The sequence below is a fragment of the Dyella lipolytica genome (genome assembly GCF_030160075.1).
Lineage (GTDB): Bacteria > Pseudomonadota > Gammaproteobacteria > Xanthomonadales > Rhodanobacteraceae > Dyella_B > Dyella_B lipolytica.
The window spans coordinates 554,525-577,655 of the sequence record NZ_BSNQ01000009.1; the positions used below are offsets into that span (position 1 = coordinate 554,525).

At 59.2% G+C, this 23,131-nt stretch carries 15 protein-coding genes; 3 read left to right on the forward strand and 12 right to left on the reverse strand.

The features are described from left to right. Positions 1-12: 12 nt before the first annotated feature. The 5 genes from QQL64_RS15635 to QQL64_RS15655 all read right to left on the reverse strand — a co-directional run bounded on the left by QQL64_RS15635 (position 13) and on the right by QQL64_RS15655 (position 7,013). Positions 13-1,071 carry a phytanoyl-CoA dioxygenase family protein gene (locus tag QQL64_RS15635; protein WP_284401324.1) on the reverse strand — a complete coding sequence of 353 codons (1,059 nt, stop codon included), beginning with the start codon at positions 1,069-1,071 and terminating at the stop codon, positions 13-15. A 61-nt stretch (positions 1,072-1,132) separates the two neighbouring features. Beyond that, positions 1,133-3,259 carry a glycosyltransferase family 2 protein gene (locus tag QQL64_RS15640; protein ID WP_284401326.1) on the reverse strand — a complete coding sequence of 709 codons (2,127 nt, stop codon included), beginning with the start codon at positions 3,257-3,259 and terminating at the stop codon, positions 1,133-1,135. A gap of 257 nt (positions 3,260-3,516) precedes the next feature. Next, positions 3,517-4,857, reverse strand: coding sequence for a class I SAM-dependent methyltransferase (locus tag QQL64_RS15645; RefSeq protein ID WP_284401327.1), 1,341 nt, complete (start codon positions 4,855-4,857; stop codon positions 3,517-3,519). Beyond that, positions 4,847-6,199, reverse strand: coding sequence for an ABC transporter ATP-binding protein (locus QQL64_RS15650; RefSeq protein ID WP_284401329.1), 1,353 nt, complete (start codon positions 6,197-6,199; stop codon positions 4,847-4,849). Before QQL64_RS15650 ends, QQL64_RS15645 begins: the two co-directional genes overlap by 11 nt. Positions 6,200-6,206: 7 nt before the next feature. Next, a complete protein-coding gene (locus tag QQL64_RS15655) occupies positions 6,207-7,013 on the reverse strand; it encodes an ABC transporter permease (protein ID WP_284401331.1) in 807 nt (268 codons plus the stop codon). 419 nt (positions 7,014-7,432) lie between these two features. On the opposite strand from QQL64_RS15655, the gene QQL64_RS15660 reads away from it, so the two are divergent. From QQL64_RS15660 to QQL64_RS15670, 3 genes are all read left to right on the forward strand, one after another. Further along, positions 7,433-8,845, forward strand: coding sequence for a mannose-1-phosphate guanylyltransferase/mannose-6-phosphate isomerase (locus QQL64_RS15660; RefSeq protein WP_284401332.1), 1,413 nt, complete (start codon positions 7,433-7,435; stop codon positions 8,843-8,845). Positions 8,846-8,963: 118 nt separating this feature from the next. After that, positions 8,964-10,121, forward strand: a complete 1,158-nt coding sequence (locus tag QQL64_RS15665; protein WP_284401334.1) for an alkaline phosphatase family protein — start codon at positions 8,964-8,966, stop codon at positions 10,119-10,121. Between the two features lie 437 nt (positions 10,122-10,558). Beyond that, entirely contained in the window at positions 10,559-11,935 is a 1,377-nt protein-coding gene (locus QQL64_RS15670; RefSeq protein WP_284401335.1) for an outer membrane protein transport protein, read from the forward strand. 63 nt (positions 11,936-11,998) lie between these two features. On the opposite strand, the gene QQL64_RS15675 is transcribed toward QQL64_RS15670, so the two are convergent. The 7 genes from QQL64_RS15675 to QQL64_RS15705 all read right to left on the reverse strand — a co-directional run bounded on the left by QQL64_RS15675 (position 11,999) and on the right by QQL64_RS15705 (position 23,075). Next, positions 11,999-14,407, reverse strand: coding sequence for a TonB-dependent siderophore receptor (locus QQL64_RS15675; protein ID WP_284401336.1), 2,409 nt, complete (start codon positions 14,405-14,407; stop codon positions 11,999-12,001). 98 nt (positions 14,408-14,505) lie between these two features. After that, positions 14,506-15,507, reverse strand: a complete 1,002-nt coding sequence (locus QQL64_RS15680) for a FecR family protein (protein WP_284401338.1) — start codon at positions 15,505-15,507, stop codon at positions 14,506-14,508. Then, positions 15,507-16,031: an RNA polymerase sigma factor gene (locus QQL64_RS15685; RefSeq protein WP_284401340.1), complete on the reverse strand. Its 525-nt coding sequence runs from the start codon at positions 16,029-16,031 to the stop codon at positions 15,507-15,509. The genes QQL64_RS15680 and QQL64_RS15685 overlap by 1 nt, the downstream gene beginning before the upstream one ends. A 20-nt stretch (positions 16,032-16,051) precedes the next feature. Continuing rightward, positions 16,052-17,197 carry a VirK/YbjX family protein gene (locus QQL64_RS15690; RefSeq protein ID WP_284401342.1) on the reverse strand — a complete coding sequence of 382 codons (1,146 nt, stop codon included), beginning with the start codon at positions 17,195-17,197 and terminating at the stop codon, positions 16,052-16,054. A 108-nt stretch (positions 17,198-17,305) separates the two neighbouring features. Then, complete coding sequence (locus QQL64_RS15695) at positions 17,306-18,766, reverse strand: efflux transporter outer membrane subunit (RefSeq protein ID WP_284401343.1); 1,461 nt, start codon at positions 18,764-18,766, stop codon at positions 17,306-17,308. Further along, on the reverse strand, positions 18,763-21,939 hold the full coding sequence (locus tag QQL64_RS15700; RefSeq protein ID WP_284401345.1) for an efflux RND transporter permease subunit: 3,177 nt from the start codon (positions 21,937-21,939) through the stop codon (positions 18,763-18,765). The genes QQL64_RS15695 and QQL64_RS15700 overlap by 4 nt, the downstream gene beginning before the upstream one ends. Then, entirely contained in the window at positions 21,936-23,075 is a 1,140-nt protein-coding gene (locus QQL64_RS15705) for an efflux RND transporter periplasmic adaptor subunit (protein ID WP_284401347.1), read from the reverse strand. Before QQL64_RS15705 ends, QQL64_RS15700 begins: the two co-directional genes overlap by 4 nt. Between the last annotated feature and the right edge of the window lie 56 nt (positions 23,076-23,131).

Genomic DNA, 23,131 nt, shown 5'->3' on the forward strand with positions numbered 1-23,131 from the left:
TCTCAATTCCGTTTAGAGCCAGAGCGGCACTTGCTGGCTCGGATACGCGGAGGGCGCGAAAAACCAGGACTCGATGGCATAACGGTCCTTGGCAATCGCTGCTGGGATGCCGGTGCGATGCAAAAAGAAGTGATCGAAGAGCATCACGTCGCCCGGGGCAAACACTGGGCTTACCGTAGCCATGCCTTCGCCAGCCAAGTCCACCATGCCCGGGCCAACGGACCAGTCAAAATTGGCGCCGTGTGTTCCTGTCGGCAATACCGTCGGCAATCGTCGTGGCAACACCTCCAGACCCGACGCGTCTTCGCCGCAATGCGAAAGACTCAGCCACACATTGACGCTGCGGATGTCGCCCCCCATAAACGCACCATCCTGATGCCAGTCGGCCACGCGTATCGTGCTCGGAACACAGCGTAGCGTCGATTTGCCCACCGAAAGTAACGGACGTTCACCAAAGTACTGAGCAATCGCGTCAATGACACCACGCTGATCGAAAACCTCGGAGAGTTCGAAAAGCATCCGCGGTGAATCAGCCGTCCATACGCCGCCCGCTCCTTCGACCCAAAGCCGCGCCGGCGCCAATTCGCAATCGTCAGGCAGAGGCAGTCGCCAATACCAGGGGGAATCAAACGTCGGTTGGTTTTTTTGATGCCATTGCCCGCAGGCGTCCAATGCACGCTGGACACCAGCGGCCATCTCCATCGCCTTCGGCTCGCTAAGCAATCCGCGGACAATCAGCGCGCCGTGGTATCGAATACCTGCTGCAAGCGTATGTGCATTCAACTGACCTGCGTGAATCTCGGGCAAGCCCGAAGATCCCGCAAATACATCATCCACCTCTACAGGCCATGCCGATGTGTTGCTGGCCTGTGGCGGATTCGCCACATACGCCTCATATTGCCATTGTGCGAGCAGTTGCTCATAACGCACATCTTGAAACCGCTTATTGCAGCGGCGCAGTGAAGCGATCGCCTCAGCGAAGCGCCCTTCGCTTGCCCATGCGCGTGCCTGCAAGACATCCTTTTCAATGGTCTCGTACTGCAACATCACACCCTCATCGCTCAATGACATCACGTTGCGCCCCTATCAGCAGCGCCGAACCATACCGTGGCAATACTAAGCAACTTACTCATTATGCACCCGAGATCATTGCCAACTGCCCCGTGAACTGTTCGTCATCCAATGGCACCCAAGGCTCCGAGGTACTGGCAAATCCTTCCCGTGGAGGAAAAGCCAGCGAAAATGGTTCGCCGGAAAGTGTCAGATTGGGATTGTAATAAGGGTCTGTGCTCAGTTGCATGGACCAACGCCTCACCATGAAATCGACTTCCCCTTTGAAGCGCTCATGTTTTTCGGGCGTATCTTCGTGTCCACGTGAGGCAGATTCCCAGTGGTATAGCTCTGCGAACGGAGTCCATATATTGATATAGCCCTGTTGCCGAAGGCGCAGGCAAAAATCGATGTCGTTAAACGCCACCTGGAGCGAGACATCCAGCCCACCCACTTTTTCGAAGACATCCCGACGCACCAGCATGCAAGCAGCAGTCACAGCGCTTATCGCCTGAGTCAATCGCGCCCGAGACATTTGGCCGTGATAACCACGCGGCATGCCCGAGTAGGCATGTGCTGCCACACCATGCACTCCGGTGATCACGCCAGCGTGCTGAATGGTGTTGTTCGGGTAATAGAGCATCGCTCCCACTGCACCCACGTTCGGGCGTAGAGCGTGGCTGACCAATTCCTCCAGCCAGTCTGGCGTAATGACTTCGATATCATTGTTAAGCAGACAAACAAGATTACCCCAGCAATGACGCACAGCCTCATTGTTGATGCGCGAGTAGTTAAAAGGATGATCATGCCGCAGTACCCGCACCCGTGAATGTTGCGCAATGCTTTCGAGATATTGAAGGGTGGGTGACTCTGTCGACTGGTTGTCTACAATGACAATTTCATAGGATTTATAAGTGGTCCGCTCGAGGATGGATTCGACACATCTGCGCAGCAAATCAACTTTGTTTTTCGTAGGTACCACGATGCTGACCAAGGGATGATTGTCAGGTAGCGGATGGCGCACGCGAAAGGCGCCCATCATCCCATCTATCTCCAACACTTCGGCGTTCGTACCAAGCCGTTGGAAATGCTCACGCAGGGCACGCAAACCGGCATGGTGGGCATACCCCTTTTGATCCACGCCCCGAGCAGTCGATCCGGGAATCGCTCGCCAGTGATAGAGCACCTTGGGGATGTGACCAATCTGTTCTGCACTCAATCGTTCGGAGCAACGCAGCGCAAGATCCCAGTCCTGACTACCTTCCAAACCCTCCCTGAGGCCTCCAACCGCCTCGACCAATGCTCGCGCGTAAACGCCGAGATGACTGAAACAGTTCTGCCCATGAAGGAGATCGAGGTTCCAATCGGGCTTGAAATACGGATCGTAGCGGCGCCCCTGCTCGTCGATCTTGTCCTCATCGGAATACACTATTTGCCATTGCGGGTTTTGCTGCAATGCAAAGACGATGGTGGACAAAGCTTGTGCGTGCAGCTCGTCGTCATGATCCAGTAGCGCCACGTAACTGCCGCGAGCCATGGCCAACGCAGTATTTGTCGCCGCCGAAATGTGGCCGTTGCGATCCCGCCATTGCACGCGAATACGCGAATCGCGACGGGCGTAAGCTTCGAGCACCTCACGCACGTGCGGTAACGTCGATGCGTCATCGGCGATGCACAACTCCCAGTTCGGGTACGACTGCGCAAGAACACTATCAAGGCAGTTGCGTAACCACTTCTCCGCCGTGTTGTAGGTCGGCAGCAAGATCGAGACGAGCACGGTCGCCTCAACCGGATTCACCAAGTACGTCTTGTCGTAAAGCTCAAGCCACATTTCGTAAGGTGGTTTCGCCCCTCTCCGCCACGTATACAACTCGTACAACCATGTGGCAAAAGAACGCCTGCCATTGGGCCCGCAAAGGCGCCGTACGGACTCCATGAATATTTTGTCGGCATAGCCGACACCAGCCTCGACTTGCCTCAATTTCAACGCACGCAACATCTGCCAGGCGGCTCTAGCCCGCGTGATGGGCCTCAGGATCAGTTTGTTCACGCGAAACGTGCAGGGCGCATCCGCAGGATCAAATCGCACGCTATGAACATCGTGCGACAGCAGCACCACGCCTTCGTGATGCTTCGACCCAAGCCGAACAAAATTCAGGTCACGCGACCAGGCTTCGTGCATCCCGTGGCCAAAGTCGAAATACAACATCGGCAGAAGCCGCTCGCCCTCAAGAATTTCCAGATCGATGGAAAACTTATACCAACCAGCCCGTAGCGGGTATCCCTCCGATACGCATACAAACTTAGGATCGTTACCTGTCGACCGCCAGATATCGCCAGAAGGCGATAGCAGACGCAGCTGCCCAAGTGGCTGTAAAACAAATGCGCCACCTCTTAGCCGTCGGTACCAGGACCGGAGTCGGAAATGTATCCGCCTCAGAAGGCTTACATGCAATGACATGATCGTTAACGCCCCCAGCGTCGCAACCAATACCATAGGCTGCGTTTGGCAAGCCCTTCGATAGACTTGTCTATCCCGGCCAATCGCGTTGTCAGCTCGCGAGCCATATTCTGTATCTCAACTCTCGTTTGAGAGAGCGCACGCATATCTACCAATGCCTGCCGCTCCATCAGCCGATGCATAGATGGCTCAGTAATTACTATTTCATACTCAACCCGCGCAGTGACGTCCACAGCGGCTCCACCGACGGTGTCGTCCAGCGCGCTGCCTACTTCAAATTCGATATATGGATCGTTGCCGAAGCTCGCGAAGCGTACGCATTGCGAGCCTATGCGCGGCAGCAATTCACCCTCTACATGACCAAGGCGCTCTTCTAATCGCTCCAACCGTTTGGATGGACCGGCATCGCCTACCTGCAAGCGAACTTGCTGCAAGCCGTACACACCGGGGAAGTCGGCTGGGTCAATCCGCAAATATGCTGGAGAAATGCCGGGCGGCAGTTGAAATTGAACGTCCAATAGACCCTCGGAGGCATCTACTTCGGCGGAGACCCTGCGCGCATCATCGTATGACTCATCGCTGCCGCGATAATAAAGATGACAAACCACCGGCTGCGGCTCGTGGATACCACCTCGTGCATGACCATTCGCGTCCACTAGATTGGAAGCTAGCGCCTCAAAAAATGCACGCAGCGCAGCTGGATTCGTCTGACCTTGCTGCAGGAAAGCCATGAAAGGTTCAGGCACATTCGCGCCTACCGCGACCACTCCGAGCCCATTGCTGTGCACAAATTCAAAGCATGGATAGCGCTGCGATAGTTCTTCGAAAAATCCTCGGACACCGAACCCGCGCTCTACCACGGCTGTGTCATGCAACAACACAACAGCCTTGTCACTGAGTTTCGGCAGCCATGTTTCGAAGTCGTGTTTGACCGCTTCATACGTATGCAGGCCGTCGATATGAAGTAAATCGACGCTGTGATCGGCGAAATGTTCAAGCGCGTCATCGAAACGGCTTCTGAGCAGCTGCGAGAAGTCCCCGTAGCGTGGATCGTGCCGAGCACGAAGCGATTGATACACTTGATCGGTGTAATGGCTCGCATGCGAATCGCCCTGCCAGGTATCGATGGCGAAACACCGCGAGGGCAACGCCAACATGCGCACCGCCTGACACATGGCCAGATACGAATTGCCCGAATGAGTACCCAACTCAACGATGCAAGCGGGCCTCAGGAGGTCCACCGCCAGATAAGCAAACGGGATATGACCCACCCAACCGAACGGAGGGACCACACTGGGTGTCATCAGCACAACAGGGTGTTCTTCCAGACGGAAATCACGACTCATCGTTGATTCGCTCCAGCGTGATCTCATGCATCGGGACACCGACTAGGCCCGTCGCGTATCCGCCACCGCTCGCGGTAATCCGAAGCGCTTCGTGCAGCCAGTGCTGTATCACGTGCTGCTCCTGTGTTCCTTCCGCCACACCGACCGTGACGAAATAATCGGCCGCGCCAAGGCGCGGCATCTCGAAGCGAAATCGCGCCTGGAATGTCTCCCCTGCAGAAACGGCGAAATCGTCCGTATGACTCAGAACGGTGTTGTCGCCGAATAGCAACTGACCAAGCCGGTCCTTGATGTAAAAGCCGACAATGACATTGTCCATATCCTGCTCAGCCAGAAGTTCGATCTCCAAGGTCACCTGCTCCCCTGCCAGCACCATGGCTACGGCCTGCCTCGACTCGTCGCAAAAAGCGACGTGAGTAACCCGCGCCTTGTATTCGCCGAAGCTTTCAACATCGGGCTTGAAAGGAAAAAGCAGAATATCGTTGCGCAGTATCGAACGGTCCAGCAGCTCCTGTCGTGGATTGATGTGCCGCTCTATCTTTCTTGGTTGCCATCGTGTTTTGGCACCATTGCGCGCTCCGACCCCGCCTTGGCGTTCGATCAAGGAAGCTTCCAGATATGCATCCATGACCACGCGCGCCTCGCCGATACGCTGTACACAACCGCGCTCCAGCCAGATGGCGCGATCACAAAGACTGGTCACGGCTCCGCCGTCGTGGCTGACGAAAAGCATCGTGCCGCGTTTTTTGAAGTCGCGCAGGTAACGCATGCATTTCTGCATGAAAAAAGCGTCGCCAACAGCCAGCGCCTCGTCGACGATCAGGATGTCCGCATCGACATGGGTCACCACCGCAAATGCGAGTCGCATGACCATGCCAGTGGAATAGTTGCGAGTCGGCTGATCGACGAAATCACCAATTTCCGCGTAGGCGAGAATGTCATCGATACGAGCGTCGATTTCGTTGCGGGTAAGTCCAAGGATGGACGCATTCAGGTAGACGTTCTGGCGACCGGTGAATTCCGGATTGAAGCCGCTACCCAACTCCAACAAGGCAGCGACACGGCCATGGGTCGTTGCCTTACCCTCGCTCGGCTTGAGCGTGCCGGCGATCAGCTGCAGTAAGGTGGATTTGCCGGCACCGTTGCGGCCGACGATGCCTAGCGTCTCACCACGCCTTACTTCAAAGCCGACATCGCGGAGTGCCCAAAATTCTCGATAGAACCGATGTCGATCACCGATCAGACTCTGCAGCATGCGATGAATCGGCTTGTCGTATAGCTGGTAGCACTTGCCCAGGTTTCTGACGCTTATCGCGGTCTCTCCGGCAGTCGCTCCGGACATGATCGGCTCAGAGGACATCAGCGAACCCGTCCTGCGTTCGGTGGAACCAGCCGTATCCGAACAACAACGCAGCCAGCGCGATCACGGTATAGAGACTCAAGGCATGCCAGTCAGGTGCGCGACCGAACAGCACCACACCTCGAGTCTGCTCGATGATCAAAGTCAGCGGGTTATACCGCAACCACGTGCTATAGGGCTCGTGAAGCGATGAGGCCGGATAGAAGACCGGACTCAGGAACATCAGCATCGTGGTGATGATGCCCGCCAGCTGCGCGATATCGCGAACGAAAACGCCCAGCGAGGCCATCAACCAGCTCACTCCGCATAACAACAAAGCGTAAGGCGCAAACAGGAACGGCAAATACAAGAGATTGGGCGAAAGCGAATGATGCGAAACCAATACGAACAGCAACAGCACCGACATGCTGAGCCCTGCATTGAATAGTGCCGAAACAACCGTGACGCACGGCAACAGTGCGACGGGAAACACGACGCGCTTTACCAGATTCACGTTGCCGACAATGCTCGTGGGTGCTCGTGCAATGCATTCGGCCATCAACGTATGGACGATCATGCCTGCAAAAATCATCAGCGAGAAATCCGCCCCCGTGGCCATGTCGGGCCAACGCATGCCCAGAAATTCGCGAAATGCCAGGGTGTACACCGCGAGCATCAGCAAAGGATTCAGGAACGACCATAGCAAGCCGAGAAACGAACCGCTGTAACGCCCGGCAATATCACGTTTGATGAGTTCCCAGAAAACACCCCGTCTTATCCACACACGCCCCAAAAACGAAATTCCAGCATTCTGCATATTTATTCCCCTATCGGGATTGCCGGCATCTCCGTGCCGCTACCCGTTACGTCAACCGCATCTCACGCCATACTCACCGATCAATGGCAAACTATCTACCGACTTGAACCGCCCCCACTGTCTCCATCTTTGTGGCGTCCATATGGCGCAAAAGCAGGATTTGTAGATCGCAGTCTCTCGTCGCCGGCAGTCATATAGCGCTGTGCGGCCTTGCCGGCTCGATCGTCCACGAGCCCGATTGCAGGGATACCACAGACCGGCATCCATCACTACGTCCGAGTTACCGACACCGGCCCACCGTATGGTCTGGCTCGCACCCGGCAACTCCGGCTTACAGCAGCAATTCGGCTATGCTTATCGGGATTGGCACACGATCTGAGCCACATCCTCGGGCACTCTGCGCACTGGTCCCTTAAGACATGTTGATCCCCCTTATTCTCAGCGGTGGTAGTGGCACTCGCCTTTGGCCTGTCTCGCGCCGGAACTTACCCAAGCAGTTTCTTTCCATTAGCGGTGACGGCACGCTTTTCCAGCAGACGGTAGTCCGTACGCAACAGCTGCCGGACGTAGCCGCCCCCATCGTGGTCGCCAGCGAGGACCATCGATTCCTGGCGGCGGACCAGTTACTGGACCTGCACGTGCAGGGCGCCACCATCGTGCTGGAACCGTTACCCCGCAATACAGCGCCGGCGATTGCTCTTGGTGCACTGAAGGCTCTGGAGCACGATGCCGAGGCCTTGCTGTTGGTATTGCCGGCCGACCATTTGATTGGTGATGCAGAGAGCTTTACTGCTGCAGTGCAACAGGCATTGCCTGCCGCTCGCCAAGGCTGGCTAGTGACGTTCGGCATTCGGCCGGACCGGCCCGAGACCGGTTTCGGCTACATCCGCCGGGCCGAGTCGATCGGCGGCGCGGCTTTCCGGGTCGAGCAGTTTGTCGAGAAGCCGGACCAGCCCACGGCTCAGAGCTATCTGAAGGACGGTGGCTACGATTGGAACTCGGGCATGTTCCTGTTCAAGGCCGCCCGTTACCTGGAAGAACTTGGCCAGCACGCCCCCGACATGCTTGCCGCGGTGCGCGAAGCCTATGCCACTGGACGCAGCGACCTGGATTTCGTGCGCGTGGACAAGGAGGCTTTCGTCAAGGTGCCGGACAACTCCATCGACTACGCCGTGATGGAAAAAACTACCCGCGCCGCGGTGATCCCGGTCAGCTGCGCGTGGAGCGATATCGGCTCGTGGTCAGCCTTGTGGTTATCCGGTAAGCACGACGAGCAAGGCAACCAACGCGAAGGCGACACCTTGGCGATCAATACGCGCAATTCTCTGCTCCGTTCGCACGACCGCCACATGATCGCCACCGTCGGCGTGGACGATCTGATCGTGGTCAGCACGCCGGATGCCACGCTGGTCGCGCACCGCGATGCCGCGCAGGACGTCAAGAAAGTGGTTGACCAATTGAAGGCCTCCGGTCGCACCGAACATTCCTTCCATCGCGTGGTGCATCGCCCGTGGGGCAGCTACGACTCGCTCGAGGCCGGCAGCCGCTTCCAGGTAAAGCGCATCGTGGTGAAGCCGGGTGCCAGCCTTAGCCTGCAGAAGCACCATCACCGCGCCGAGCACTGGATCGTCGTGTCGGGCACCGCCGAGGTTACCTGCGACGACAAGGTGTTCTTGTTGGGTGAAAACCAGAGCACCTATATCCCGCTGGGTAGCGTCCATCGCCTGCGCAACCCGGGCAAAGTGCCTTTGGAGCTGATCGAAGTGCAATCCGGCAGCTATCTGGGCGAGGACGATATCGTCCGCTTCGACGACGTCTACGGGCGTGCCTGATCCGCGCCGTCTTACACTGACATCCATGCGACTTGATCCTGTCGCGAAGCAAGGCTGCAATAGCCGGACAACACTGCCGCGCATCACGCACGGCAGTTCTTGCTAAAGGAACCCGCGGATGTTTTCTTACGTCTCCACCGATACCGGTTCACGCCATGCGCTGGCGCGAATCATTCCCCGCCTCGTCGCCCTGGTCGTGATGCTGTGCGTATCGACCGCATGTCTGGCCGCATCGACGTCCGGTACCGCTCCAGTGCGTCACGTCTTCATCATCGTGCTCGAGAACGAATCGTATGCGGTGACCTTCGGCCAGAACTCGCTCGCACCCTATCTGGCACATGAGCTTCCCAAGCAAGGCGCTCTGCTGCCCCACTATTACGGTATCGGCCATTACAGCCTGGACAACTACGTTGCGATGATCAGCGGGCAGGCACCCAATGCCGCCACGCAGAACGACTGCACCATCTACAGCGAGTTTGTGGCCACGGCGACCAAGCCCGATGCGAACGGACAATGGCCGGGCTCGGGCTGCGTTTACCCCAAGAATGTGCCGACCATCGCCGATCAACTCACCACCGCCGGCCTGAGCTGGAAGGCTTACATGGAGGACATGGGAGCTGATCCTTCGCGCGAATCGGCCACCTGCGGGCATGTAGCCATTGGCGCTGACGATCCGACACGCCATGCCACTCCAAAAGATCAGTACGCCGCCAAGCACAACCCATTCGTCTACTTTCATTCGATCATCGACGATACGAACTACTGCGGTACCCACGTCGTGAATTTGGACGCGCTGACGAATGATCTCGCACACATCGATACCACGCCGAACTACGTCTACATCACGCCAAATCTTTGCCACGACGGCCATGACGCCCCGTGCCAGAACGGTGAACAAGGCGGCCTGATTTCTGCCGATGCCTTCCTGCGCACCTGGGTGCCGCGCATTCTCAATTCACCCGCGTTCCAGAAAGACGGCTTGCTGGTCATCACGTTCGACGAAGGCACCGACGCCGTAGCCTGCTGCAACGAGAAGGGGCTGCCTGGCGGTCCGCAACCGGGTCAGTACGGTCCGGGCGGTGGGCAGATCGGCGCAGTACTGATTTCGCCGTTCATCGCACCCGGCACAACGTCTACCGTGCCCTATAACCATTACAACCTGTTGCGCAGTATCGAAGACTTCTTCGGACTGGAGCACCTTGGCTACGCAGGTGCCAAGCACCTGCGCACCTTCGGCAGTGACGTCTTCACCGCGCATCCATCGCTGTCGAAGTAATACACGTAACACCGTTCAAAAAAGGCGCCTCCTGGAAAACCAGGAGGCGCCTTCGTGCTGTTGCAACGCACACCGAAACAGCTCGCACAGCGGCAGCACGTTTTGCTGCAAATACTCCGATCCAAATGACGCGCGCATCGTTTGCATCCCCATTTGCATCGATCAAAAGCGCGTGAATGGATTCCATACGGCGATTTAGCGTCGATGACCTGCAAAAACAACGGAGGGGACCCCTCGCAGCCCTTGCCACACCCTCTACTTACCAATCCCTGCCGGGTGGCTTCGGGTGGCGAGGTAACCTGCTTTCTTCGTGCGTCTGTGATGCTATCGTTAAGACAGATGTCAGATTCATGGCCATCGGCATCTACATTTCCATCACGTCCTTTACAGAAACTTCGCGTCGTGTCCGTTTACCGCCGTCAGAGGAGAAGAAAAACGTGAATCATTATTCCAAGCCCCGCATGACCCGCTATGGCGCCCGTGCCGCCCTGGCTCTGGCCGTGGTATCCGCCTTTGCAGTCCCCGTCGTGGCCCAGGCTGGCGCCTTTCAGCTTCCGACCGACAACGCGGCCGGCTGGGCGCGCGCCAACGCAGGCGGCTCGCTGTTCCTCGACGACCCCACCGCGGCCTATAACAATCCCGCGGCCATGTCCTTCTTTACCGGTCCGTTGCTGCAGGCGACCGCCACCGATATCCGGCCCCAAGCCCAGTTCCACGGCCAGACCCTCGATGTGGACGGCAATCCGACCACCGGCGGCAATCCCAACGGGTTTGGCAAGTTCGTTCCGTTCCCCAACCTCGCCTGGGCGTTTCCGATCAACGACCGCTTCGCGGTCGGTGGCAGCCTGACCGTGCCCTTCGGCCTGGAAAGCAAATACAACTCACAGTGGCAAGGGCGTTACTTCGGCACCGAGACCAAACTCGAATCCATCGCGGTAAGCCTGTCGGGGGCGTTCAAGGTCAACGACAAGTTCTCCGTGGGCGCGGGCATACTCGGCCAGCGCACCAAGGCCGAACTCAATACCATGCTCGATCCCAACGGCGCGGCGAAGGCACTGTTCGGCTTGCCGCTTCCGCCGCAACAGGATGACGTGCAGCTCAACGTCAACGTCAAACGGAAATTTTCGTTCGGCTACTTCGGCGGCTTCGTATTCAAGCCGACCGATCAGGACACCTTCGGCATGAGCTACCACTCGCGCGTGCAGAACACGCTGAGCGGCAGCTACGCGCTTTATGGCAGCCAGAGCGGCAAGCAGCTGTTGGCCCTGGCGCCAGCGCTGAATCCCAGCCTGCCTAACATCAGTCCGAACGGCGGCCCGGCGAGTGCCCAATTCAACACGCCGGCGTTCGCCAGCGCCGATTGGCTGCATGCCTTCAACGATCGCCTGTCGATCGCCGGTACGATCAAGTGGACCGACTGGTCCAGCTTCAAGGATCTAACGCTAACGTCGAACGGCCAGACCATGGTCGCACTAACCGAAGACTTCAAGGACAGCTTCCTGTACGCCGTCGGCGGTGATTACAAACTCACCGATGCGTGGACCCTGCATGCCGGCATCGGCTACGACGAAACACCTACCAACATCATCAGCCGCGACCCGCGCGTGCCGGACGGTGCCCGTAAACTGGTAGGCATCGGCGTGGGTTACAAACTCAGCAATCACATGAGCTTCGATCTCGGCTACCAGCATCAATTCGTCAGCAACACGCCGGTGCATCTGACCAATCAGCCGATCCTCGGCGCAGGCACGATGAACGGTTACTTCGCCGATTCTGGCGACGTTGTCAGCGTAACCGGCACGTATCACTTCTGACGAGCGAATCGAACGACGCACCCCGAGTCCCACCGGACTCGGGGTCTTGCGCATTAAGTGACGTCAAAAATCGACGGTGCCGCTCAAGAGATAGGTGCGCCGGTTGCGCAATGGCACGAAAGTTTCGTCGAAGTAGCTGCCGTACAGATTGCGATCGAGCAAATTCTTTACGCCGAAGGTCATGCTCCAACGCTTCGTTCGATAAAAGACATTGGCCGCCACGCTGGCTTGCCCGGGAATCGGAATATAAGCGCTGAAGTCGGAGGTTTCGCCCAGGCTGCGGCTGCGGGCGAGCACACCGCCAGCCACGCCCCAGCCACGCAGGAAGCTGCCTTGAAAAGCGTAACTCGCCCACAGATTGAAGCGTTGCCGCGGCGCGCTGTTGGCCAGCGAGCCATCGTGGTTGTGGATCAAGGCATCGGTGTAGCTGGCACTGAGATTGGTGCCGGTTGCGATTTGCCCGTTGAACTCGACCTCCACGCCTTTGTTCGTCTGGCCAGGCCCGCTGACGAGGAAATACGGTGGTTGCAAGGAAATCAGGTCGTAACTGTGATCGAGCATGATGCGATACGCAGCAACGGTCAGACGCGCGCGATCCTGAAACAAATCGAACTTGGTACCGAATTCGATCTGGCGCGAGAGGGACAGCGGCAAGGGGCGTCCATTCTTGCCTAACAAGGTATCGGGTTGGAAACCGTTGGTCGTGTTGCCGTAAATCGAAATGTCGGGTGTGAGTTTGTAGAGCAGCCCGTAGTTGGGTACCCAATGCACCTTGTGCTGATTCCAAGGTGCGCCGTCGGGGTAGTTGGTTTGCAACTCGTAAGCAGCACGACGCCATGCCAACAGCGCTTCCCAATGTGTACCGAGAGCGATCTGGTCCTGAATGAATACACCGCTTTGCGTAGCCCAAGGGCTGCCCGGCACCCGGCTGTCGGTGTAATCACTGGGTACAAGCACGGTCGCTGGCGGAGGCAATGGTGTACCGGTGAAGATGTTGTATGGCATGCCGCTGCCGCCGTTGCTCAACGCATCGGTATAGCTACCTTCTTGCACACGCGAATAGTCGAAGCCCACCACTAGCGAATGCTGCATCCAGCCCGGACCGAACGTGGCGGTGATGTCGTTCTGCATGGCGTAGTACGAATCGGACGTCCAATAGTCTTCCGCCGTGGCGACAACATCACCGGTGGGCTGTATGCCGCTCATCGACCAATCTTGCAGGTTGGCCGATTCGCGCACGTACTGCGCTTTGCTGCGAAACGTCCAGATGTCGTTGAAGCGATGCTCGAACAGGTAAAACAGCCGGCGCGTTTCGATCGCAGTGTGATCGTTTGGGTTTTCGAGCCGGATGCCCGGTGGCGATGCAGACGACACCGTGCCATCCAGCAACAAGCTGTGATCGGGAATCGGCATGTGATTCATCATCCAGGACAGCCCGGCGATGAAGGTCGTATTGGGTGTCGACCAACCGATGGATGGTGCGATATAGCGATTACGCTGACCGCGCATGCCTTGCGCGGTGCCATCGGCGTAGTCGCCATTCAGCACCAGTCGATAGCTGAGCGACTTGCTGTCGTTCAAGGGTCCGGCGAGATCCAGCCCTGCCTGCTTTTCGCCGTGTTCTCCGATGGAAAAAGTGAACTGGTGAAGCGGTTCGCTCTGCGGCTTTTTCAGCACGATATCGATCAGGCCGCCGAAGTTATTGTTGGCCGAGGTGTCGCCAAGAATGGCTTGCGGCCCCTTCAATACTTCGACGCGTTCCACGCCGATCAGCGGAGGAAAATCGCCGATACCGTTAACGCTGTTGGGCATGCCGTCGGTCATGCCATTGCCGGTAAAGAATCCGCGAATCTGAAAAATCGGCAGACCGCTTGAGCCGTCGAAATATTGCGCCCCGGCCACGTTCTGGATAGCGTCCGCCACCGTTTGAATCTGCTGCGATTGAAGCAAGCCACCGGTCACGATGCCTACCGATTGCGGCACGTCGATCGGGTCGGACACGGTGCGCGTCGGGCCGCTGCTTACATCGGCCATAAAACCCACGTCGCGTCCGACCAGGCCGATAGCTTGTATCGGAGGCAGCAACGTCGCCGTTGCGGAAGCGGTTGCGGATTTGGCCTTTGCCGGCTGCGAAGATTCCGCGGCACGCGGCTTGACGATCACCGTGCGCGCGTCGACAAACGCGTAGGTCATGCCGGTGCCTAGCAGCAATCGGGTTAGCGCCGACTCGGCGGTAAACTCGCCGGTCACGTCACTCGAACGCAGGGCTTCCACGGTTTGGCCAGCCGTAAGCACTTGTACGTTGGCTTGCTTGCCGAATGCGATCAGCGCGGTGGAAAGCGCTTGGGCGGGGATGACGAAACGCGTGCCGGCCGGCTGCTCCGCCGCATACGCCGGTGTCATTGCAGCGCCCCCTGCGGCAAACAAAAATGTCAGGCTGCCGTAAGCGGGCAGCCAGGCAAGCCGACTCATGAAATGCGGTTATCCAGGACCAAATCATGAGTCTGACATGCGACGTGCTCGTTGGCACCTGGAACGTGATGGCGCATGCATCGGCATACTTCTTAAATTCAGCGACGCGGCGGGTGCTCCGCATCGGAAAGGATCACCTGATCGGCCTCGGTGTTTACGCGCAAAGGAAACACCTGCGGCAATGCGCCCAGCCAGCTGTCGATGGCGTCGGTACGAATGGTGCCGGTGTAGCTGAGTTTGTCGAGATCGGCATCGGCAATGTGCAGCGGCCGCGCACTGTACCGATTGAGATTGGCGATCACTACGCTCAACGGTTCGTCGATAAATTCCAGGCGGTCGTTGCGCCACGCTGTCGCTTGCTCGGGCGCAATGCTACCGATCGTCATGCTCGACATATTCGGATCGTAGGAAACCAGCTGTCCAGCGGAGACCTCCAGCGTGCCGCTCTGTGCTTTGCCCGGCGTCTGGTTGGTATCGGCGATCTGCACGCGCCCTTGTGTAACGGCAATCGTTACGCGCTGGCCGGTGCGACGCACGTCGAACGCCGTGCCGATATCGCGGATGGATACATCGCCTGCCGCCACCACGAAGGGACGGCTATTGTCGTGAATGACCTGGAAGAACGCCTCACCGCCGCTCAAGTCAACGCGACGCTGGCCGTGACTGAAGTGTGTAGTAAGCGTCGACGCAGCACCCAACGCCACCTGGGTGCCATCCGGCAAGGTGATATCCCGGTTTTGCGCCACGGCGCTTGCGTAGACCTGCGAGCTGATGCCCGATGCAAAACGAGTCCAGGCGACGTAAGCACCTGCCAGCACGACCACCGCGAAAGCTGCTGCTGCAGCGAGAGGTAGCCAGCGCGGCGACGGCGTAGCAGCACGCGCGAAGGCTTTGATCAAGCCTTGCCGCGACACATTATCGAGTGAACCGAGCCGACTAGCCAGCTCATTGACGCGTTCGAAGGTTTCGAGGTGGCGCACGTCTTCACTGGTCCATGCCAGCCACCGTTCGACCGTTTCGCCTTCGGCATCGGGCTCGCGCAAACGCACCCACCAATCGGCGGCGACCTGCACGATTTCGTCCTGTTTCATCTTGGTCATCACGACATCTCCTTTCCGTCTACCCACGCGCGGCAATGCGCCAGCGCGTTGGCGACGTGGTAGCGCACCATGCGCTCACTGAGTTTCATGGTTTGCGCGACGGTTCCGAAGTCGCGTCCTTCGATCACATGCATCACAAAAGCCTGGCTTGCCTTGGGCGGCAGCTCGCGCAGGGCTCGACGGATGCCGACTACTTGCTCTACGGCCATGGCGTGGCGGTCGGGCGTGGCTTCTCCCACCGGCTCGTCATGCGCTTGTGCGGCGACAAAATCGCTGCGCACCTTGCGCTTACGCAAGCGATCGATGGCGAGGTTGCCTGCGATCTTGAACAGGTAGCCGCGCAAGGAATCGACTTCTTCGCGGTTATCCAGGGTAAGCATGCGCAGGTAAGCTTCTTGAGCAACTTCCTGTGCGTCGGAAAGCGAATTGAGGCGACACTGAAGAAACGCGATCAAGGCACGATTGTGCTCGCGAAACAGCTTTTCGATGTCGCCTATGTGCTCCGACAGCGTCACTGTCGCCATCCCCTCATTAACCAATGTGTTTAGCTTACCCACAATGTTTCACGGAAGTTCTGCATGGGCCTGTATGCCGCTTGCCGCTCCGGTGCCAGGGACTCGGGGACCCGGCAAGCGGGCTGCCCGAGCGCATTGGCCAGCAGTTGTTCGGCCTGCAGCCTGAGCGCTTCGCGACGGCGGAAAGCAGAACGATGGTTGCTCGGCACGTCCGCTTCCGACTTATGCGTCTGCGATGACGGTAGCGCATACCAGCCGCCGTCGACGGGCTTGCCCTGTTGTTCCTCCCAGAACGCATCGTAGTCGGAATGCAGCGGGCGTCCAGCGCGCCGCAGGGGATGCTGCGCATTGCTGATCGCTACGATCTGCTCGATGCCGTAGCGCCGTGCGAACGCATAGACCAGCGACAGCATCAGCTGCTTAGGACGCATGCCATGCAGGTTGCGGGTCAGAACACGAACAACTTCTCTGGCGTTTTCACCATTGGGTCCTTGCAGGCATCCGATCACGATGCGCGGACGATGCTCGTCAACGATCGAGAACACGATGCGGTAAAGCGGATGACCGTTAGCGTCATTGAGCTGCAGGCATAGCTCACCTTCGCAGCCCATGAAAATAGGTGGGCGCAGGCATAGCGCCAGCAACGTGCCATCCTTGGCGACAAGCATTCCCAAACTAGCGTGGCCTTGCGCATAAATCGCGTTGAACAACGACCTAGGCAACTGCGCCAACGTAAATCGATAGTGCTGACTCAGACTTTCCAGGCGCTGTCGCCGGCGCCATGCGGCGTTCACATAACGGTGCATGTGACGCTCCAGCATGCGTGGATCGCGTTGCCGATAGGCACGCATGCTTGCATGACCGTACACCAAATTGAGGAAGTGCCCATGCCGCCGCGGCATGCAAGCACTACGCGCAATGTACTTCAGCGCAGACGCGGCGCGCTTGTACCAGGCACCACGCCAATCCTGACGATCGCGTAGCGAATGCAGCATGGGGGCCAGTGAAATTCTGGCGAGAGCATGCCTCAGCCGTGTCACGACGATGCGGCACTTTCCGAGGAACGATGAGGATCGGCCGAAGCGTTGCGATTCCGACGGCGATGCACCCGGGGGCAGGAAGGCTTCGATGCCGACGCCCAGAACGCCGGCAGGTGGATGATTGGGTTTGTTCAAGGCAATCGCCCCAAGAGACAGTCACAGTTCTCTCAAGACGTTTCAGGGCCGCGATTTTGAAATGCTGAGGCGGGGGCGAGCTTCTCCCCCTGCAAGCAGGGGGGAGAATCAGCGGGCAAGCATGGTCGCAGGGGGCTCGCCCATCGCCTGGAACAAGGCTGCGGTATCGGTCATGCGGGCGGCTTTGGCCTGGATTTCCGTCAACCTCGCGCTCTGCCAATGCTGCTCGCTAAGTACCGCCGTCGGGTAGGAAACCGCACCCAAGCGATAACGCGCACCGGTATCGGTGAAGGATTGCTCCGCCGCCGTGGCGGCGTCCTGTGCGGCTTGCAGCGCCAACGCGTCCTGATTCAGCGCTGTCAGGGTATCGGCAACGTTTTGGAACGCGTTGAGCACCGCCTGCTGGTACTGCGCCAGCGCCGCGTCGTAGCTGTCGATAGCGGCTCTGCGCTGCGCCATCAACGCCCCGCCGTGAAAGATCGGCTGCGTGAGCGAAGCGCCCACGCTCCAGATCGAGGCGGCGCCGGTGAACAAGGTCGATGGTTTGAAAGCCGCCGAACCCAACGAGGCGGACAACGAGATATGCGGAAACAGATTGGCCGTGGCAACACCGACCTGCGCGGACGCCGCATGCACCGCCGCCTCTGCCGCTAGCACGTCCGGCCGCTGTTGCAGCAGTTCGGAAGGCACGCTGACTGGCACGTCCGTCGGCAGATGCAGCTGCGCCAGCGTCAGGTTCGACGGCGCCTGGTCTGGCGTGCGGCCCATCAGTACCGCCAGCGCATGGCTCGCGCGCATGGCTTGCGCACGCAACGGCGGAAGCGACGTATCGACGCTCGCCGCCGCTTGTTGCGCGGCCAGCAGATCGTCATGCGATGCCGCACCAAGCCGGTAGGCGCGCTCCGTTAGATCGGACTGCTCGTGCGCCAACACAGACAGCCGCTCGCTGGCGCTCACTTGTTCGGCGAGCGAGGCTGCGTTGACGGCGGCGATAACGATATTGGCTGCCAATGCTCGTTGAGCAGCATCGAATTCGTAGGACTGCTGATCGACCTTTGCGGTGACTTGTTCGATGTCGTGGCGTGTCGCGCCAAACAGATCGAAGTTGTAGTTCAGCTCGAGCTGGCCGGCATAGACGTCATAGAGGTTGGTCTGTGGCCCAAATTCCGGCACACCCAAGGCGCGCTGTCGACTCGCCTGCCCGCCGGCGTCGAGGGACGGCAGCATGCTGGCACCGATCTGCGCGCGCAGTAGTTGATGCGCCGCTTCAAGCGTGTGTTTCGTCGCGGCCAGCGATGGATTGTTGCGCAGCCCCTCGTCGACCCATGCATTGAGCGTGTCGTTACCATACAAGCGCCACCATGCCGGCACCGCACGCGCACCTAGACTGAAATGCTGCGCAACGCTGTCCGCCTTGGCGCTGTCGGCGGGAATCGGCTGCACGGCATAGTGGTCAGGCGAAGGCGGTGCCGGCGGCCTGGACGGCGGCGCGAAGGCACATCCGGCCAGCCCCATCGCTGCAAACAGCATGGTCACGCGCGTTGATCGAATGATATGTCCAGGTTTCATGCGGCAGCCTCCGGTTCCTGCGCCGGCTCATCGGCGCGCACGCGGAACCACACGGCGTAGAGCGCCGGCAGATAAAACAACGTCAGCACCGTCGCGATGGTGATTCCGCCCATCAAAGCGGTGGCCATCGGTCCGAAGAAGTTGCTGCGCAATAACGGGATCAGTGCGAGCACGGCCGCGGCAGCCGTCAAGGTAATCGGCCGGAAACGCCGCACCGTGGCACCGACGATGGCCTCCCAACGCGGATGGCCGGCACGGATATCCTGTTCGATCTGGTCGACCAGGATCACCGAGTTGCGCATGATGATGCCGAACATCGCAATGGTGCCGAGCATGGCGACGAAACCGAACGGCTGACCGAACAGCAACAACGCGGCAATCACACCGATCAGACCGAGCGGCGCCGTCAGCACCACCATGAACGTGCGACTGACGCTTTGCAGCTGGATCATCAGCAAGGTCAGCACAGCGATCACCATCAAGGGCATCTGCGCATTGATCGAACTTTGCGCCTTCTCGTTTTGTTCCACTGCACCGCCTATTTCGACGCGATAGCCGACCGGCAAATGGCTGCGGATATCGGCGAGCTTTTTGTCGACGGCGTTCGTGACGTCGAGACCCTGCGCACCGCCACGCGTATCCGACTGCACGGTGATCGACGGTTGCCGATCGCGCTCCCAGATCACGCCATACTCGAGCCCGTATGTAACGTGTCCGAGTTGCGCGAGCGGTATCGCGGTTCCGCTGGGTGTCGGTATCGCCAGCCGTTCGATCTCATCGGGATGGATGCGGTCGCCATGCATGCTGCGCAGGTCTACTGCGATCAATTTGTCGCGCTCGCGGAACTGCGTCACCGTGGTTCCCGACAGCGTCATCGCGAGGAAATTGGCCACGTCCTGCGAGCTGATACCTAGCTGACGCGCCTTCACCTGATCGACTTCGAAACGCACCGAGCGTTCGGCGGGCTCGTCCCAATCGAACTGCACATTGGTGGTGTTCGGGTCGGCGCGCATCACTGTGGCGACTTGTTCGGCGATTCCGCGCACCGTCGCGATATCGTCGCCGTTGACCCGGAACGCTACCGGGAAGCCCACCGGCGGACCGTTCTCCAAGCGACTGACGCGGCTGCGCACGGCGCTGAAATCCTGCTTCAACTCGCCATCCAGAAATGCCGCCAGTTGTTCGCGCTGCTTGACGTCCTTGGCGGTGATCACGAACTGGGCAAAGTTGGGCTGCGCCAACTGCTGATCCAGCGGCAGATAGAAACGCGGCGCGCCGCTGCCCACAAAACTGACGTAGCTGGCGATTTCCTTGCGTCCTTGAATAGCTGCTTCGAAACGCTTTGTTTCGCGCAACGTTGCCGCATAAGACGCCCCTTCCGGCAGACGCAGATCGACCAGCAACTCAGGGCGATCGGAACTCGGAAAGAACTGCTTGGGCACTAGGCCAAAACCCGCCAGCGAAATTACGAACAGCGCCACCGTCGAGGCTAGCACCAGCCATCGATTGCGCAGGCAGAAATCCAGCCAGCGGCGGAAGCGACGATAAAAGGCGGTGTCGTAGATCTCGATGTCTTCGCCGTTATGCACCGGCTGCGAAGCTTTCGCGCTGCGCGCTGCGCGTAAACGCTGCGGCAAGAAGCGGGCCCACCATTCCTGCCCCACCTTCGCGCGCTCATGATGCTCCGGCAGCATGTGATAGCCCAGCAGCGGAATCACGATCACCGCGGCCAACCAGGACACCAGCAAAGCGATCGCCGACACTTCGAAAATCGACCGCGTGTATTCGCCGGTGCCCGACTTCGCCAAGGCAATAGGCAAGAAACCGGACACCGTCACCAAGGTGCCCGTCAACATCGGAAAGGCGGTGCTGGTATAGGCAAACGCAGCGGCGCGCATGCGGCCCCAACCCTGCTCCAGCTTCACCGACATCATCTCGACGGCGATGATCGCATCGTCCACCAGCAGGCCCAACGCGAGCACCAGGGTACCCAGGGATACTTTGTGCAGGCCTATGCCGAAGATATCCATGCATAGTGCCGTAGCGGCCAGCACGAACGGAATCGAGATCACCACCACCATGCCCGTGCGAAAACCCAGGCTCAACAAACTCACCAACAGAACGATGGTGACCGCTTCGGCCACCGATTCCAGAAAGTCGTCCACCGAATGCGAGACGGCGTGCGGCATGCTGGTAACTTCCGACAGCTTCAAACCGGCCGGGAGACGCTTCTGCAATGCGACCGTCGTCTGATCCAACGCTTTGCCGAGCTGGATCACATCGCCGCCAGGTTGCATGGTGACACCGATGCCTAGCACCGGCTGTCCCATAAACCGCACTTGCTGGGTCGGCGGATCATCGTAGCCGCGGCGAATGGTGGCGATATCGCCAAGCCGGATGCTTTTGCCGTTGATGTGCAGCAACGTGTCCGCCAGCGCATTCATATCGTCGAACTGTCCGCTCGGTCGTACGAACATGCGATCGTCGGCAGTCGTCAGCACGCCGACCGACGCCACCGCGTTCTGCTGATCGATCGCCTGTGCGATCTGTTGCGGGCTGATGCCCAACTTAGCCAGCTGCACGTTGGGAATGTCGATATAGATGTGCTGGTTCTGGTCGCCAAAGTAATCGACCTTGCCTACCCCAGGTACGCGCAGCAGTTCGGCGCGCAACTGGTCGGCGTAGTCGTGCAATTGCGCCGGTGTATAGCCGTCGCCTTCCAGCGCATAGATGTTGGTGTAGACGTCGCCGAATTCGTCGTTGAAGAACGGCCCCTGCACGCCCTGCGGCAGCTGCGTGCCGATATCGCCCACTTTCTTGCGTACTTGATACCAGGTCTCCGGCACGATGGAGGCGGGTGCCGAGTCCTTGATGTTGAAGAAGATCAGCGACTCGCCGGGACGCGAATAACTGCGCAGAAAATCGATCGACGGCGTTTCCTGCAGCTTGCGGGAAATGCGGTCGGTCACTTCTTCTTGCACTTGTTGCGCGCTGGCGCCGGGCCAGAAGGTTTGGATAACCATCACCTTGAAGGTGAACGGCGGGTCTTCCGACTGCGACAGATGCTTGTACGACAGCATGCCGAACAACGCGATCATGCCCATCAGAAAAAATACCAACGACTGATGGCGCAGTGTCCACGCCGAAAGATTGAAGCGTTCGCTACTGCTCATTGCGGCGCATCCTCAGGATGCGGCGGCGCTATCGGCGTCACCTTTTCGCCCGCCGTGACGGTGTGCACACCCTGCATCACCACCCGTTCGCCTGCCTTCAATCCATCGGCGATCAACACATCGCGCTCGCCGTAGCGGACGATGGTGACGGGTCGCAGTTCCAGTGTCGCATCGGCAGGACGTACCACCCACACGGCCGGATGCTCGCCCTGGTGGAACAACGCAGTGGCCGGGATGCTTACCGTTGCGCCGGATGGCTTGCTGCTCTGGAGCGCTACATCGGCGGTCATGCCGAGTTGCAGCAGCGTCCCGGGCTGGTCGATAGTGAGTTTGACGAGATAAGTGCGCGACTGCGGATCGGCTGCTGGTGCGATTTCCCGCACATGCGCAGCGAAGACGCGACCCGGCAATGCGGGCAAGGTCACCGTGGCTGTTTGTCCGATGACGATGCCGTCGACTCGGCTTTCCGGCACATCGAGATCCACATCGCGGTCGCCCGACCATGCAAAGCCGAACACCGCCTGCCCCGCGGCAAGCACTTGGCCCACATCCGCCTGCCGGCTGGTGATGGCGCCGTCGTGATCGGCGACCAGCATGGTGTAGCGCGATTGATTCTGCGCCAGCTCGACCTGCTGCTTTGCCTGATCGCGTGCGGCAAGCGCGGAGGCGTAGGCATCCTGCGTCTGTTCCAGCTGTAGCTGGCTGATGAGGTTCTGTTTGGACTGCGCTTCGTCCCGGTCGCGTTGCTGCGTGGCGAAAAGCAGGCGATGTTCGGCCGCCTCCAGCGCCGCCTTGGCTGCGGCGAGCTGGTTGCCCGCATCGGCTGGATCGAGCTGGGCCAAGGCCTGCCCTTTCTTCACGACATCGCCCGCGGTGACATAGCGCGCGGTCAATTGGCCGCTCACTCGGAACGACAGTGGCATCTCATAGCGCGCATGAATTTCGCCAGGGAAGCGACCGTAGGACAGACCGTCGACTGCCTGCACCGGCAATGCGATGACCGGCAAGGCCGCCTCTGATTCCGGCGCTTTCCTGCCGCATGCCGCCAGCAGGATCAGCGGCACGGCCACGGCATATGGCAGCCAGGCGCGCCGCCGCATCCGTTGGCGTGGCTGGGGAAATTCTCGGACGTTCACGGGCCGCTCCTGGGGATGGAAGGGGTTTGGCGGTCGCGACCGCCGGAAATACGATA